The organism is Frankia sp. AgB1.9 (assembly GCF_016786355.1).
In the GTDB taxonomy this organism is placed as follows: Bacteria; Actinomycetota; Actinomycetes; order Frankiales; family Frankiaceae; genus Pseudofrankia.
On the sequence record NZ_JADWYX010000052.1, the window covers coordinates 13,496 to 28,869 of the forward strand.

At 70.7% G+C, this 15,374-nt stretch carries 12 protein-coding genes; 5 read left to right on the forward strand and 7 right to left on the reverse strand.

All coding sequences use genetic code 11. The features are described 5' to 3' along the window. Nucleotides 1-83 precede the first annotated feature (83 nt). A complete protein-coding gene (locus I6A60_RS21300) occupies nt 84-1,064 on the forward strand; it encodes an NAD(P)-dependent alcohol dehydrogenase (RefSeq protein ID WP_203014848.1) in 981 nt (326 codons plus the stop codon). Nucleotides 1,065-1,128: 64 nt separating this feature from the next. On the opposite strand, the gene I6A60_RS21305 is transcribed toward I6A60_RS21300, so the two are convergent. The 3 genes from I6A60_RS21305 to I6A60_RS21315 form a co-directional block, all read right to left on the reverse strand. Beyond that, nucleotides 1,129-3,084, reverse strand: a complete 1,956-nt coding sequence (locus tag I6A60_RS21305; protein WP_307873790.1) for a M13-type metalloendopeptidase — start codon at nt 3,082-3,084, stop codon at nt 1,129-1,131. A gap of 73 nt (nt 3,085-3,157) precedes the next feature. Beyond that, the gene (locus tag I6A60_RS43640; RefSeq protein WP_203014850.1) at nt 3,158-3,610 is read right to left on the reverse strand and encodes a YdeI/OmpD-associated family protein; all 453 of its coding nucleotides are present in this window, start codon (nt 3,608-3,610) and stop codon (nt 3,158-3,160) included. Between the two features lie 206 nt (nt 3,611-3,816). Continuing rightward, nucleotides 3,817-5,061, reverse strand: a complete 1,245-nt coding sequence (locus I6A60_RS21315) for an ABC transporter substrate-binding protein (RefSeq protein ID WP_203014851.1) — start codon at nt 5,059-5,061, stop codon at nt 3,817-3,819. A 680-nt stretch (nt 5,062-5,741) separates the two neighbouring features. Here I6A60_RS21315 and I6A60_RS21320 point away from each other — a divergent pair. Beyond that, nucleotides 5,742-7,097, forward strand: coding sequence for an ABC transporter substrate-binding protein (locus tag I6A60_RS21320; RefSeq protein ID WP_203014854.1), 1,356 nt, complete (start codon nt 5,742-5,744; stop codon nt 7,095-7,097). Between the two features lie 154 nt (nt 7,098-7,251). On the opposite strand, the gene I6A60_RS21325 is transcribed toward I6A60_RS21320, so the two are convergent. After that, complete coding sequence (locus I6A60_RS21325; protein ID WP_203014856.1) at nt 7,252-7,881, reverse strand: TetR/AcrR family transcriptional regulator; 630 nt, start codon at nt 7,879-7,881, stop codon at nt 7,252-7,254. Between the two features lie 62 nt (nt 7,882-7,943). On the opposite strand from I6A60_RS21325, the gene I6A60_RS21330 reads away from it, so the two are divergent. Then, entirely contained in the window at nt 7,944-8,795 is an 852-nt protein-coding gene (locus I6A60_RS21330; protein ID WP_203014857.1) for an alpha/beta fold hydrolase, read from the forward strand. A gap of 17 nt (nt 8,796-8,812) precedes the next feature. Here the strand turns inward: I6A60_RS21330 and I6A60_RS21335 are convergent, their stop codons facing one another. Next, nucleotides 8,813-9,520 carry an SDR family oxidoreductase gene (locus tag I6A60_RS21335; protein ID WP_203014859.1) on the reverse strand — a complete coding sequence of 236 codons (708 nt, stop codon included), beginning with the start codon at nt 9,518-9,520 and terminating at the stop codon, nt 8,813-8,815. A 194-nt stretch (nt 9,521-9,714) separates the two neighbouring features. Between I6A60_RS21335 and serA the strand changes: the two genes are divergently transcribed. Beyond that, nucleotides 9,715-10,926 carry a phosphoglycerate dehydrogenase gene (serA, locus tag I6A60_RS21340; RefSeq protein WP_238435906.1) on the forward strand — a complete coding sequence of 404 codons (1,212 nt, stop codon included), beginning with the start codon at nt 9,715-9,717 and terminating at the stop codon, nt 10,924-10,926. 231 nt (nt 10,927-11,157) lie between these two features. After that, nucleotides 11,158-11,868 (forward strand): VC0807 family protein, encoded by a 711-nt coding sequence (locus I6A60_RS21345; RefSeq protein ID WP_238435907.1) that lies wholly within the window; start codon nt 11,158-11,160, stop codon nt 11,866-11,868. Nucleotides 11,869-11,895: 27 nt separating this feature from the next. On the opposite strand, the gene I6A60_RS21350 is transcribed toward I6A60_RS21345, so the two are convergent. Then, nucleotides 11,896-12,882 carry a YihY/virulence factor BrkB family protein gene (locus tag I6A60_RS21350; RefSeq protein ID WP_374113385.1) on the reverse strand — a complete coding sequence of 329 codons (987 nt, stop codon included), beginning with the start codon at nt 12,880-12,882 and terminating at the stop codon, nt 11,896-11,898. 71 nt (nt 12,883-12,953) lie between these two features. After that, nucleotides 12,954-15,293, reverse strand: a complete 2,340-nt coding sequence (locus I6A60_RS21355; protein ID WP_203014862.1) for a PASTA domain-containing protein — start codon at nt 15,291-15,293, stop codon at nt 12,954-12,956. Nucleotides 15,294-15,374 lie beyond the last annotated feature (81 nt).

A 15,374-nucleotide genomic window follows, 5' to 3' on the forward strand; every position in this document is an offset into this window, starting at 1 on the left:
TTCGACCGAGGCCCGACGCCGGCCAGGGACCGTGGTCACCGGAGACCGAAACCAGGAGGCGCGATCGTGACAGGGCCCAGGTCGTGAAGGCCATCGTCCAGGACCGGTTCGGCCCGCCGGACGTGCTGCGGCTGGCGGACGTCGACGTTCCCCGGGTCGGTGCCGGCGACGTGCTGGTACGGGTGCGCGCGGCCGCGCTGAATCCGTACGACTGGCACATGCTGCGCGGCGACCCGTACGTCGCCCGGCTGATGGGCGGCGTCGGCGTGCGGCGGCCGAGGTCCCGGGTGGCCGGTCTCGACGCAGCGGGAACGGTCGAGGCGGTCGGCGCGGGCGTCGACGGGGTCGCGGTCGGCGACGACGTGCTGGCCTTCTGCCCGGGTGCGCTCGCCGAGTACGCGCTCGTCGGACCCCCTGGCGCGTGGGCGCCGAAACCGCCGAACCTGACGTTCGAGCAGGCGGCCGCGGTGCCGCTGGCGGCGCTGACCGCGCTGCGGGCGGTGCGGGACGCGGCGGGGCTGCGCGCCGGGCAGCGGCTGCTCGTCAACGGGGCCGCCGGCGGCATCGGTACCTTCGCCGTCCAGCTCGCGGCCGGCCTCGGCGTCGAGGTCACCGGGGTGTGCGGCTCCCGCAACGTCGAGCTGGTGCGTTCGCTGGGCGCGGCGCACGTCGTGGACTACCAGGCGCGGGACGTCCTCGCCTCACCCGAGCGGTACGACGCGATCCTCGACAACGTCGGCAACCTGCCGGCGCGCCGGCTGCGCCGGTTGCTGGCCGCGGGCGGGATCCTCCTGCTCAACGGCGGCGGCTCCCCGGGCAAGGTGTTCGGCGCCGTCGGGCGGTTCGCGGGTGGCGCCGCGCTCGGCCTCGTCGTCCGCCAGCGGATCCGGCCGCTCGTCGCCAAGCCGAACGGGGCCGACCTGCGCACCCTCGCCGGCCTGCTCGAAGCCGGCAGGCTCACCCCTGTCCTCGACCGCGTCTGGTCGCTGCCCGAGGCCGCGGACGCGCTGCGCCAGGTCGAGGCCGGCCACGTCCGCGGGAAGGTCGTCGTCACCATCGGCTGACCCGGCGACCGCCCTGGCCACGGTTCGTCAGGGCCAGGGCGGTCGGACCGGCTGAAGGAGCGGGCTACCAGATGCGGACCCGGTCGGCCGGCTCCAGCCAGAGCCCGTCGCCGGGGGCGGTGTCGAACACGTCGTGGAACTCGTCGAGGTTGCGCACGATGTTCGCGCGCAGCTCCGGCGGGCTGTGCGGGTCGGTGGTGAGGTACTGCCGCTCCAGCTCCAGCCGGCGCTTGGTCCGCCACACGTAGGCCCAGTTCATGAACAGCCGACGCCGGTCCTCGCGGGCCGCGGTGCCGCCCTGGGAGATGACGTACGCCACGTGGGCGATGGTCAGGCCGCCGAGGTCGCCGATGTTCTCGCCGACGGTGAGGGCGCCGTTGACCTTCTCCCCCGGCAGGTTGCGCGGCTCGAACCCGTTGTACTGCTCGACCAGGGTCTTCGACTTCACCTCGAAGGCGGCCTTGTCTGCCGGGGTCCACCAGTCGTTCAGGTTGCCTGCGCCGTCGTACTGCGCACCCTGGTCGTCGAAGCCGTGCCCGACCTCGTGGCCGATGACCGCGCCGATGCCGCCGTAGTTCTCGGCCGGGTGGGCGTCGGGGCTGAAGAACGGCCTCTGCAGGATGCCGGCCGGGAAGCAGATCTCGTTCGTGCCCGGGTTGTAGTAGGCGTTCACCGTCTGCGGCAGCATGAACCACTCGTCGCGGTCGACCGGGGCGCCGATCTTGGCCAGGTCCCGGTCGGTCTCGAACGCGGAGGCGGCCTGGGCGTTGCCCATCAGGTCGTCCCGGCGGACCGCGAGCTTCGAGTAGTCCCGGAACCGCTCCGGATAGCCGATCTTGGGCCGGAACGTCTCGAGCTTCTCGTACGCGCGTTCCTTGGTCTCGTCCGTCATCCAGTCCAGCCGGGAGATCGACGAACGGTAGGCCGCGAGCAGGTTCGCGACCAGGTCGTCCATCTGCGCCTTGGCGCGCGGCGGGAAGTGGCGGGCGACGTACTCCTTGCCGACGGCCTCACCGATCGAGCCCTCGACGAACGACACCGCGCGCTTCCACCGGGCCCGCAGCTCGGGGGTGCCGGACAGGGTGCGGCCGTAGAAGTCGAAGTGCGCCTCGACGAACGGGTCCGACAGGTAGGGAGCGGCCGAGCGCAGCACGTGGCTGACCAGCCAGTCGCGCCACACCTCGATCGGCGTGTCGGTCAGCACCGTCGAGAGATGCTCGAAGTACGACGGCTGGCGCACGCACGCCTCGGCCAGCGTCGCCCCCGGGCCGGTCAGCGAGCCGCCGAGGTTCGTCACGTAGACGTCCCAGTCGAAGGCCGGGCACAGCGCCGCCAGCTCTCCGGCCGTCTTCAGGTTGTAGGTCTTCTGGACGTCCCTGGTGTCGGCCCGCTCCCAGTGGCCCTTCGCGAGCAGCGTGTCCAGCGCGAGGACCCGCTGCGCGGCACCCGCCGGGTCGGGATGCTCGGCCAGCCCCAGCACGCGGGTCAGGTAGTCGACGTACTTCGCGCGGATCTCGGCGAACTTCTCGTCGCGGTAGTACGACTCGTCCGGCAGCCCGAGACCGCCCTGGAGCAGGTGGAACAGGTACCGGTCGGAGTTGCGGTCGTCGGTGTCGACGTAGGAGCCGAACAGCCCGCTGCCGCCGATCCGCTCGAACGTCCCGAGGAACGCGGCGAGGTCGCGGACGTCGAGCAGCCCGCGGGCTGCCTCCAGCAGCGTCCGCGCGGGATCCAGCCCGAGCGCCTGGATCGCCTCGGTGTCCAGGAAGGAGTTGTAGAGGTCGGCGATCTTCCGCGCGTCCTCGGCCTGCGTGGCCGGGTCCTGCGCGGCTAGGTCGGTGATGATGTCGCGGACCTGCTGCTCGGCGGCATCGGCCAGCTGGACGAACGGGCCCCAGCTCGAGCGGTCCGACGGGATCTCCGCCTCGACGAGCCACCGGCCGTTCACGTGGCCGAAGAGGTCGTCCTGCGGTCGTACGTCGAGGTCCATGCCCTCGCGGGCGTCGTCGAGGATGCTCACAGAACGGAAGTCTCCAGTCGATTAGGCCGTCAGGGAAGCGTCACGCGAAGAACTGTCCGGTCAGGAAAGGGTCTCAGCGCGTGCGGCGGCCGGCGCTGAGAGCTTCGACGGTCTTCGTGATCCGGGTCTGGCGGGTTTCGGGCTTCTTCGCCTCGACCACCCAGCGGACCCATTCCTTGCGATGGGTGAACGCGAGCGCGTCGAAGGTCGCCTGCGCGGGGGGCACCTCGGCGATCGCCGCCGCCAGGTCGTCCGGCACCTCGACGACGCGAGGGGCGACGTCCAGAACCAGCTCCACCTCGACCTCGTCGCCCGCGGCGACCTTGGCGGCGCGCCGGTTCTCGGCGGACAGCGGAACGAGGTACCGGCCGCCCATGGGGGCGACGGTGGTCTGGTACGAGTGCGGCCCGATCGTCACGGTGACCTTCGGCCGCTTGCCGCTGTTGAGCTCCGCGACCACGTCCGCTGGCACCTCGATGCCCGTCGCGGTGGCGCCGTGGAGCTCGACCGTCGTCCGGAATCTCACCTGCCCAGTATGGCCGTCCCGCGGTCACCCGGTGCCCAGGTCGCCGTCCGGGCACCGGATGCCGGCGGGCTCGGTTCACTCAGCTGCCGTGGCCGCCGGACTGCCCGGTTGAGGGACCACGACGCAGCAATCCGCGGGCCAAACGTCGTAGGGGCCTCGGGGACGAGCCCCGAGACCCCTACGCGATTCGGCCTGACGCGGACGCGTCAGGTGGCGGGCGAGACGGTCTTACCGGCGACCAGCTCGCCGCAGACCGGATCCGCGCCCTTGACGAGCGTGAACTTGCCGGCTTCGAGCTTCGTGACCCACGTGCAGTTGTCCGGGCCGGCCACGACGTTCGTCCGGTCGTTGATGTCGACCTTGTGGCCGCCGAAGAGGCCCATCGCGTCCCAGTCATGGATGTTCGACAGGGCACTGATCAGCGACGCCTGAGTCGGAGTCGCGCCGGCGGCCTTCAGGGCCCGGACCAGCAGGCCGACCGAGGCATAGCCGTTGTAGGACGCGTACGTCGGCGCGGTGGTGATCTTCGCGCTCGCGAAGTCGGCCGCGAGCTGCTTCGTCGCGGCGGTCTTCATCTCGACGGGCTCGTAGCCGAGCGTGAAATAGACACCCTCGGCCTGGTTCAGCGCGCCCGGGCCAGCCTGCAGCAGGTCACCGCCGTACCCGGTCGGCAGGAACGCGGCCTTGAGGCTCACCCCCTGGTCACGCAGGCCCTTGATAAGGGAGAACGCGGTGCTCGGGTCCACGGCGGGGTAGATCCCGTCGATGCCGGCCGCCTTCATCGCCAGCACTTCGGGGCCCACGTCGGTGCTACCGAAGGGGAACTTGGCGTTCAGGTAACCGGCCTTGACGCCCGACACCTGCGCCGACAGCGCGGAGGAGCTGGCCGACTCCGAGGAGACCGGCGAGGCGCCGTATCCGAGCGCGGCCAGGTTGGTGACGCCCAGCTGGCCGAGGAGCTTGCCGAAGGTCGTGGCCACCTTCGTCTGCTGGAGCGCGCCGGTAACCCCGAACATGTTCTTCGAGGTGGTCCACTCCGGCCCGTCGGAGGCACCGCCGATGACGGGCACGTTGTGCGCGGTCAGGTAGTTCGAGGTCGTCAGGAGAAGGGCCGACTGGGCCAGCACCGCCAGCACGTGGTCCCGGGTGACGAGCTTCTGAGCGGCCGTGAGGGCCGTCGTCGGGTTCGTCGCGGTATCCGCGACGACAATTTTGATCGTGTAGCCGTTGCGGGACGCAAGGTACGTCCCCGCCTTGACACCGTCGACGAACGTCTTGCTTCCCGACGCCGCCGGGCCGGTGAGGTCGGCGAGTACGCCGATCGTCACTGTTCTGTTGGCTGTGCTCTGCGTGCCTGTGCCGCCCCCGCCGATCGATGAGCCGCAGCCAGCGGCCAGCAGCACCGTCGCGGTCGCCAAGGCGCCCAACGCGATGCGTCGCGTACGGATCATTGCCTCCCAATCCATTTTGATTGCAAGCGTCGACAATGGATGTGACCGCGCCGTGCTAGGGCGCCTCAACCCATGGCCTTGGGTTCTCCCCGCTTGCCGGTCTGTCTCGCACCGCGAGCTGTCGGTTGTCGGCAAGAATTGCGTCCGAACGCCGCTGGAAGGCCCGTTTGATGCAAGACGGCCGGGTTGAATTCAACATCGACAGCCGATTGCATGTTAGCCAGGGCACCGGGTCCCGTAGCGGCAGGGTCCGTTGAGCCGCAGGAGCCCGGCCGGGTGACCGGCCCGCCGCTTCCCTCGCCGTCCAGGCCATGGACCAGCGGCGCCGTCCGAATCCGCGGCGGCGTGTCGCCGGCCACAGGAATCCGTTGACGGCTCCCGAACGGCCGCGGCTTTGTGTTCCCGACCACAGGAGTCGGTTCTCAAAACACGGCCAACAATCAGGCCTGGTGTGTCGTGCGCCACAGGAATCCTGGGGGCGGGGGGTAGGAGGTCCCGGGCCGATCCGCCGGGCAACACGCAAGTCGACACGCTTCGATTTCCCCTGGTTACCGGGTGAGCAGCGGGTCGCCCTTAGCGCAGGGGCAGCCCGGAGCGTCTCGCCAGGCTGTGATACTGCTGAGGATCACAAATGCCGGCAGCGAAATTCATTCTTCACGCGATGACGAGGGAGCCCGGGAGTGACGAGACACGGTCCCGCGACCAAGGCCGGGTCGCCGGCGGCGCCGCGCGAAGCGGCCCACAGCGGGGCGCCGCGAGCCGCGGCCCGCGACCGCCTGCGGGCCCGTACGGCCGCCTCGGCCGCCCTCCTGGTCGTCGCGTCGACCATGGTCGCCTGCGGTTCCGGATCGTCGCACTCGGCGGGGCCCAACGCGTCGTGCCCGGCCGGAATACCCGGCGTAACGCCCAATTCAATCAAGATTGGGCTCGTCCTGCCGGACACCGGTGGCCCGGTCGCTGAAGCCTTCCGGCCGGCGCGCGGCGCGGTGGACGCCCGCATCGCCAAGCAGAACGCCGCCGGCGGGGTGAACGGCCGCCAGATCGATGTCACGTGGCAGGACGACGAGGGAGACGCGGGCGTCTTCACGCACGCCGTGCAGACCCTCGTCCAGACCGACCAGGTCTTCGGCCTGATCGCGCAGACGGTCAACCTCACCGACCAGTCCGCGAGCTGGCTCCAGCAGGCCGGGGTGCCGGTCACCGGCCTGCCCACCAGCCCCATCTGGAGCAACTACAGCAACGTCTTCCACCTCGGCTCCCTGTTCAACAAGGGCGGCGCGGTCGACACCTACGGCCGGTACATCAAGGCTCAGGGCGGCACCAAGGCCCTCATCGTGATCGACCCGAGCGCGCCCACCTCGGCGAACCTCGCCGACCAGATGGCCCCGAGCCTGCGCAGCCAGGGGATCACCGTGGTGGGGCAGACGTCCTACTCGGAGAACTCGTCCAACCCGGCCAAGGTGGCGACGCAGCTTCGCCAGGAGGGAGCCGACACCCTGGTCGGCGCGGTTCAGGCCGACGCCTTCATCGACATCTACGCCGCGGCCCGGGCCGCCAACGTGAACCTCAAGGTCGCCCTCAGCTCCAGCGACTACGGCCCCGCCCAGATCAAGCAGCGGGGCAAGGCGATGGCCGGCATGTCGATGACGATGGCCTTCCAGTCGTACACGTCGAACTCGCCGGCCATCAAGGCGTACCAGGAAGCCATGACCACCTACTCCCCCGAGACCGAGAGCCCCTTCGACGACCTCGCGATCGTCTCCTACGCGGCGGCCGACGAGATGATCAAGGGCCTGGAGCTGGCCGGGGCCTGCCCCACGAGGCAGTCGTTCATCACCAACCTGCGGAAGGTCACCAGCTACGACGCCGGCGGTCTGCTCGCCCCGACGAACCTGAGCAAGCCGCACGACCCCGTCTCCTGCTTCAACTTCCTCAAGGTGAGCGCGTCAGGCGACAGTTTCGCGACGGTGCCGGGCAACAGCCCGAGCGGCTTCTGGTGCGGCGACCCGGTGCCCGCCTCGGCCTCCGGCTCCTAGAAGGCTCGGCCTTCGTCGCGGGCCGCCGCACCCGTCATGATCGCCGTTTGGGCCCTGGGGTGGTCGTGGAAACGTCCCCGATACGACCACCTCAGGGCCAAAACCGCGATCAAGGCCGACGCAGCGGATGGCCGAGCAGGGCGCGTGCCACGCCTCAGCGGGTGAGGCCGTCGATGACGAGGCCGAGGGCGTTGATCATCTCCGTTCGGGCGGTCTCGGTGTCGGGGGCGCGGGCGATGTAGAGGGCCGCCTCGTCGCTGGCGCCCATGAGGACGTGGGCGAGCGGGTCGACCGGTTGGCGCCGGATGCGGCCGATCTCCATCCCCCAGACGAGCACGTCCCTCACCAGGCCGAAGACGTGGCGTTGGCACAGCTCGCGCCATTCGGCCCAGCCCAGCACCGACGGACCGTCGAGCAGGACTATCCGGTGGACCTCCGGCTCGACGCAGATCCGCAGCCAGGTCTGGGCGGCCAGCCGCATCGCCTCGATCGGGTCGGTCGAGCCCGCGGCGGCGACCTCGTCCGCGATGCGGGCCGCCACGTCCGCCTCGACGGCCTCGACCACCGCGGCGAACAGGGCGGTCTTGTCGGTGAACTGGTGGTAGAGCGCTCCCCTGCTCACCCCCGCGGCCGTCACGATCGACTCCGTCGCGACCGCGGCGAAACCCTCCGCGGCGAACAGTCGCCGGCCGGCGGCGACCAGGGCCGCTCGGGTCGTGGCTGAACGATCCACCTGACGGCGCCGCGGCGGCGTCGTCGGTTCTGGGCTGGGCAACGAGGGCACAGCCTGATTCTCCTCCGCCGTCACCGTTGTTTTACATACAGTCTGTCGGTATGTTTCTCCGCATGGAAGCCTCAGCGCTCAGCGAAGTGATCGAACTGCCCCAGGGTCGGATCCGGTGCCGAGCGGCGGGCCCGGCGGCGTCGGAGCGGCCGTCGGTGGTGTTCGTGCACGGAGTGCTCGTGGACGGCGAGCTGTGGACCCCCGTCGCCGACCTGCTCGCCCAGCACGGCGTGCGCAGCTACGCCCCGACCCTGCCGATGGGTGCCCATCAGACGCCGATGGACGCCGACGCCGACCTCACCCCGCGAGGCGTCGCCCGGCTGGTGCTCGACCTGATCGCCGCGCTCGACCTTCGGGACGTCACCCTCGTCGGGAACGACACCGGCGGAGCGATCACCCAGTTCGTGCTCGACACCGACCCGGATCGCATCGGCCGGGTCGTGCTCACCAACTGCGACGCCTTCGACGCCTTTCCCCCGCCGCCCCTGACGCTGCTCGTGCGCGCCCTGCGCCACCCGGGCATCGTCGCGGCGATGGTCCCCGGCCTGCGGTCCACCCGGCTGCGGCACGGGCCGCTCGGCTTCGGGCCGCTTTCGAACGGGCCCCTCGACCCCGCGTTGACCGGCGCCTGGGTCAGGCCGCTGGGCGACGCGAGGATCCGCCGCGACCTGGCCAAGCTGGCCCGCGGCATCGACCCGGAGGACCTGCTCGACGTCTCGACCCGCCTGGAGAAGCTGGGCAGGCCGGTCCACGTCCTCTGGGGCGACGACGACCGCTATTTCGACGTCGAGCTGGGCCGGCGGCTCGCCGACGCCTTCACCGACGCGACCTTCGAGACCGTCGCCGGAGGACGCACCTTCCTCCCCCTCGACCATCCCGACCGCGTGGCCGCCGTCATCCTCGCGGCAGCCTGACCCTCGAGGCGCGGGCCCTAGTCCAGCGCCGCCGGGAAATAACGGGTGGGCGGCTTCCCAGGACTCACGACGAGCTCGGTCCCGGGTGCACCGTCCCGCAGCAGCCCGACAATCGCCGCCGCGACGTCGTCGGCCCCGAGCATCGGGATACCGGCAGCCTGGAAACGATCGCGCGCCGGCTCGGTCAACGGGGTGTCGACCAGCCCGGGGCACACCGCACTAATCCGAATACTCTCCCGGGACAGCGGCCCTGCCAGGGCTCGGACCAGGCCGATAACCGCGTGCTTGGTCATCGTGTAGATCGGGTCCTGCTCGATACCGCGCAAAGCGGCATGCGACGCGGTGACCACGATCGAACCGCCGCCGCCCGCGCGCATCACCGGCAGCCCGGCACGCAACCCATAGACGACCGAATGTTGGTTGACCCCCACGACGGCCTGATAGCGGCCAAGGTCCAGCGTGGCCGGATCCTTGTCGACCGAGTTGATTCCCGCGTTCAGGACGAGCAGGTCCAACCGCCCGCCGGCCGCGGCGACCATCCGCTCGGACAGTTCCGGGTCGGCCAGGTCACCAACGACCGCTTCCCCACCGATCGAGGCGGCCACCTGCTCGACCTCGGGCTTGCGGTCGACCAGGACGCAGCGGACCCCGCCGGCGGCCAGCCGCCGGGCGACCGCCGCACCGATACCGCCCGCAGCCCCCGTGACAACCGCGACCTCACCCATCCACCCCACCCGCTCCGTCTTGTCCGCTACGACCGCTGGCAGGTTACGTCCATATCAGGGCGCCATACCCGGCGTTCGAGGCTCCACTGGCTACGCCGGCCAGCGGAGGTCGGCCCGGCGCAGTGCGACGCCGCTCCTCCCGGGCAAGGAGTGGCCGCCGGCTTCGTAGACTTCGAGGGACCTGTCACCGGCTGATGAGGGCCCCCGCCGTGCGCGCGCTGCTGCTAGAGAACGTCCACCAGGATGCCGCGACGATCCTCGGGACCGCCGGGGTCGACGTCGAGACGATCGATCGGGCCTTGGACCCGCAGGCGCTGATCGCGGCGCTGGATGGCGTCCAGCTGCTGGGGATCCGGTCGAAGACCGAGGTCACCGAGGCGGTGTTCGACGAGGCGCCGGACCTGCTCGCCATCGGCGCGTTCTGCATCGGTACCAACCAGATCGATCTCGCCGCCGCCCGTGAGCGCGGCGTCGCCGTGTTCAACGCCCCGTTCTCCAACACCCGCAGCGTGGTCGAGCTCGCGCTCGCGGAGATCATCGCGTTGACGCGGCGGTTGATCCCGAAGAACACCGGCATGCACGCGGGCGTGTGGGACAAGTCTGCCGAGGCGGCCCACGAGGTCCGCGGCCGGCGGCTGGGCATCGTCGGCTACGGCAACATCGGCGCGCAGCTGTCGGTGCTGGCCGAGGCGCTCGGCATGAGCGTGTACTTCTACGACACCGCCGACAAGCTGGCGCTCGGGAACGCGCGGCGCTGTGGCAGCCTCGACGAGCTGCTCGCGGTCGCGGACGTCGTGACCCTGCACGTGGATGGACGGGCCGGCAACAGCGGGATGTTCGGCGCCGAGCAGTTCGCCCGCATGCGGCCCGGCAGCCTGTTCCTCAACCTCTCGCGCGGCTTCGTGGTGGACCATGCCGCGCTGCGGGCGCAGATCGAGAGCGGGGCGCTGGCGGGCGCGGCCGTCGACGTCTTCCCGCACGAGCCGGCCGGGCGCGGCGACGAGTTCCGCTCCGAGCTGCGCGACCTGCCGAACGTGATCCTCACGCCGCACATCGCGGGCTCGACCGAGGAGGCCCAGCAGGACATCGGCCGCTACGTCGCGGGCAAGCTGCGGGACTACCAGTTCGACGGCGGGACGGCCATGAGCGTCAACCTGCCGTACCTCTCGCTCCCGCCGCGACCGGGCGGGCGTCGGATCGCGCACCTGCACCGCAACGTGCCCGGCGTGCTCGCGAAGATCAACAGCCTGCTCGCGGAGCACAAGGTCAACATCGATGGCCAGCTCCTCGACACCCGCGGCGACTACGGGTACGTGCTGACCGACATCGGCGTCGACTATCCGGCGGCCGTCCTCGACTCGCTGGCCGCGATGCCGGAGACCGTCCGGGTAAGGCTGCTGGGTTGAGCTCGGCCCCTGCCGGACGCGATCCTGCTCAGCACCGCCCGGCCGACAGCCGCGGACTCGCCTTTGAGGGCCTGCTCAATTTTGAGGGCCTGTTCAAACCGGGAGTCCTGCTCGATTCGGCCTGACACGGTCGAGTCCTCGGTTGGCGGGCGCCGCCGACCGAGCCGAGGACGGGCGGGCGTATGGTTGCGGCGGTAGCGCGCCCGCCGGCCGGCTTCGACCGTTGGAGACATGATTTTTCTGACGGGAGCCACGTCGGCCTTCGACGCCCCGTCCGCCCTTGAGGCTGGATCCGGCGAAATGGACCCGCGGGTGGACGTCAGGCTCCCCAAACCCACGATGATCGCGAGACACGGGCTGCCTCATCTCATCGAGGCGACGATCATCCCCGCGGGTCTTTTTCTTATCGTTCTGCACTTTTCCAGCTTCACCTTCGCGGCGTTGGCGGCGCTGGCGTGGGAATTCGCCGCGGTGAGCCGGCGGGTGGCCGCCAAGCAGCGCATCCCGGCACTGCTCGTGTTGTCCTCGGTCGGGCTGACCGTGCGCACCGTGGTGGCGATCATAAGCGGCAGCGCCTTCATCTACTTTCTTCAGCCCGTCATCGTCGCGGGAGTGGTGGGAATGATGTTCCTGCTGTCCGCCCTTTCGCCGCGGCCGCTGGTTCACCGGCTGGCCCGCGACTTCTGCCCGCTGCCTCCCGGCGTGACGGCCCTGCCCGGAGTGCGGAAACTGTTTCTCGGGCTCACCCTCCTGTGGGCGGCGGTCAACCTCGGGAACTCCGCTTTCACATACTGGCTGCTGACCTCCCAGACGACCGACGTCTTCGTCGCCGTCCGCGGGATCACCGGCACCGCCCTGCCCGTCGTGGCCACGCTGATCACTGTCGCCTGGTCGTGGCGCGTCGCCGGCCGGGAAGGCCTCCGGGCAGCCCGCACGGCCTGATCTCTGACAGCTCGCGGCCGTCGATACCTACCGCTGCGGATCGTCCTCGATGTGCGCCGGGTCGTAGGAGACCTCGATGGTCTCGAAACCCTTGCTGCGCTGGGCTTCGGCCTGCCCGGTGTAAGACCGTTCGTCGCCGCGGGTGAGTTCCACATTGTCGGTGAACGGCGTCAACAACGCCCGCGGATGGAGACGGTCAACCTTCACGACGTTGATTTCCACGCAGACGACGACCACGGTGGCCGTGAGGTAGAGGAAGGCCAGCAGGCCGAGCACCAGGGCGAAGACGCTGTTGGTGGCGCTGGCGTTCTTGACGACGTGGTCCACGTAGGCGACGCCGAAGGTCTGCAGCAGCTGCCACGCGACAGCCCCGATGACCGCTCCAGGCGCGACCTCGCGGACAGTCAGCCGCCGCGCCGTCGCCACCTTGAAGACGAAGACGAAGATGATCGCGTTCAGCAGCACTGAACCGATCAACAGCACGCCCTTCATGACCGTGCCCAACGCGCCCGCGTTGCTGCCACTCAGCGTGGACAGCACGGTGGTTCCCAGCAGTGCCAACCCGGCCGTGGCGAGGAGAGCCAGGCTGCGGCCCCGTCCTTTGAGCGGGTTGGGCCGGTTGTTCCGCGGAACGGCCCAGGCGGTGTTCATCGCATGCTGGGCGGCCTGCGCGACCCCCAACGCGCCGTACAGCGACCCGAGGATTCCGATGACCAGCCCGAGCGTTCCCCCGCCGATGCTGTGTGGATGGCCGAGCTGATCCCCCACGACCGGGATCTGACGCAGCGCCGACGTCTCGATGCGGTGCTCGAGGGAGGCGTTCCCGGACAGCACGATGCCCAGCACGGTCGTCAGCAGAAGCAGCAAAGGAAACAGCGAGACGAAGGCGTAGTAGGCCATCAGGGCCGCCAGGTACCCGCCGAAGTCGTCCGCGTATTTGTAAGCCACGGCGATCGGGAAGCCCACGCCCGGAAAACGACGTTGCAGGCGATCGAGCCGCTGGGTGAATGACACGCCTCAGTATGGCCGCCGGCCAGTCCGACAACCGTGACCTGTGCTCAGCGCACGGTGTCAGGTCGGTGGTGTCAGGTTGGCGGGGCGGTGGGGCCGGTCGCCACGATCAGTTCGATCGTGTCGCCCTGGTGGGCTCCGGTGTCGGGGTTCGGGCTCTGCTCGACGACACTCCCGAGCGGTGCCCAGGCTCCGGGCGAGCCCTTGACGGTGTACTTCAGCCCGTGCTTGGTCAGATCCGCCTCCGCGTCGGCGAGCTGCTTGCCGATCTCGTCCGGGACGCTGATCACGGGGTCGACCACGTACAGGGTCACCACGCTGTCCCTCGGGGCCGTGTGGCCGGCCGGTGGGTCGGTCCGGACGACTGTGCCCGGCTTCTGGCCGGCGCTGCCGGTGGCGGCGAGGACCGAGGTCGTGAAGCCGGCCTCTGCCATGGCGAGGTCCGCGCCCTGCTGGTCGCGTCCGACGACGTTGGGCACGACGACGTTCGGCACGACGACGGCCGGAGCCGTGGCCACCGTAAGCGTGATCGCGGTATCCGGGCGCACCGAACTACCGGGGGCTGGGTCGACGGCGGTGACGGTGTCCGGTGTGGCGTCGGCTCGCGGTGCCCGCTGGACCCTGACATCGACGAAGCCAAGGTCGGCGAGACGGGTCCTGGCCTGGGCCACCGGCGCGCCGAGGAGATCGGGTGGGATCCGTGTCAGGGCAGCCGGCTGGCCGGCGCTGAGGAGGAGAAGGAGTCGTGCCCCCGGGTCGACCTTGGTCCCGGCCCGTGGATCGGTGCCGGTGACGGTGCCGGCCGCGGTGTCACTCGGCTCCGCCCGGGTGCCCGAGACGCCCAGACCGCCCCGCCTGAGCGCGGCCGTGGCCTGCGCTGTCGTCAGGCCCGTCAGATCGGGCACGGTGACCGCTGCCCCGAGCGAGAGAACGAGGGTGACCCGTCCGCCGCTCGCGAGCCGCGTGTTACTGCCGGGGCTCTGGGAGACGACATGGTCCCGCTGAATCTCGGCGCTGACCACCGCGGTGCCATACGCCCAGGTGAAGCCCGCGCGGCGCAGCGCGGACTCGGCGTCGGCCTTGTCCAGGCCGGCGAGCACCGGGACGGTCGTGGTCGCGTCCGCGCGCAGCAGACTCGGGACGGTCACGATCGCCGCGACCAGAGCCGCGATCGCGACCAGTCCGCCCAGCGTCCACCACAGCGGACGGCGGGAACGGGCGCGCCGGGCCTCATCCCCGGCCTGGCTCGCGGGCCGGCTCGGCTCGCCGGATCGACCGGAATTTCGACCATCGGCCGGTCCGGAGGACGCCACCGATGCGTGCGGATCGGGATCTCTGGACGCGCTGGCAAAGCGCCCGGACTCAGCCAAGTCGCGAGGTGCGGGACTGCTGGCGCCCGCGGGCAGGTCCAAGGGCCGGAACGGGCCGGCGACGGGGACAGCGACCGGGCTGAGCAGGTTCGTCGCGGCATCGTCGGCCGATCCCAGGTCCGCGCCGCCGTGGTAGGCGGCGGGCGCCGCGGCGCTGGCAGCCGCCAGGCCGACCGCGGCGTCGCGAACGTCGTCGTCCAGGCGCAGCGGCAGGCCGGCCTGGGTGAGCCAGCCGGGTCCGAACGCTGTCGCGGCCGCCGCGGCGAGGTCCCGCGCGAACGCGGTGGCGGACGGGTGGCGGTCGGCCGGCTCCTTCGCCATGGCCCGCAGCACGACCTCGGCGAGGACCGCGGGCACGCCCTCCGGCGGCGCCGGCAGCACGGCCACCTGCTGGTACCAGATGGCGTGCGGGGACGAGGAGGCGTCGAACGGAGGCCGGCCGGCGAGCAGCCGGTACATCAGGACACCGAGCGAGTAGATGTCGCTGGCCGGTCCGACTCTGCCGCCGAGCACCTGCTCGGGCGCCATGTACATCGGCGTGCCGACCTGCCCGCCGGCCGTCGTCGCCGTGCCCTGGAACATCTTCGCGATCCCGAAGTCGGTGACCTTGATGTTGTCCGCGGCGTCGAACATGACGTTGTCCGGCTTGATGTCGCGGTGCACCACACCCTGCCGGTGCGCATGCGCCAGCCCGGACGCGACGCCCAGGCCCACCGCGCAGGAAGCCCGCGGCGAGATTTCGGCCAGCCGGCTGGTGAGCGTGCCGCCGGCGAGCAGCTCCATCACGATCAGGCGCAGCCGGCCGGTCTCGGCGTAGTCGAACACCCGGACGACGTGCGGATGGTCCAGGCGCGCGAGCAGCTGGGCCTCGGCCGCGAACTCTCCGTCGAGGTCGCGCTCAGCCGACAGCACCTTGATCGCCACGTCACGCCGAAGCCCGCGGTGCCGGCCGGCGAGAACCAGCCCGAACGCACCCGCGCCGAGCTCGTCGCCGATCTCGATTGCCGGCAGCGCGCCCGCGACGAGATCCCGGTCAACAAGCATCTGACTCCGCCCGGCGAGAAACGGCCTCCGACACACGGATCACTCCGTTATCGGCATTGAGGTGCCGAAATCGTAGGCGCA

Excerpts from the sequence above, each read along its gene's own strand:
- serA (WP_238435906.1), top strand. The coding sequence starts at position 9,715 with ATGAGGGCCCCCGCCGTGCGCGCGCTGCTGCTAGAGAACGTCCACCAG.
- I6A60_RS21355 (WP_203014862.1), bottom strand. The coding sequence starts at position 15,293 with ATGCTTGTTGACCGGGATCTCGTCGCGGGCGCGCTGCCGGCAATCGAG.
- I6A60_RS21335 (WP_203014859.1), bottom strand. The coding sequence starts at position 9,520 with ATGGGTGAGGTCGCGGTTGTCACGGGGGCTGCGGGCGGTATCGGTGCG.
- I6A60_RS21345 (WP_238435907.1), top strand. The coding sequence starts at position 11,158 with ATGATTTTTCTGACGGGAGCCACGTCGGCCTTCGACGCCCCGTCCGCC.
- I6A60_RS21315 (WP_203014851.1), bottom strand. The coding sequence starts at position 5,061 with ATGATCCGTACGCGACGCATCGCGTTGGGCGCCTTGGCGACCGCGACG.
- I6A60_RS21330 (WP_203014857.1), top strand. The coding sequence starts at position 7,944 with ATGGAAGCCTCAGCGCTCAGCGAAGTGATCGAACTGCCCCAGGGTCGG.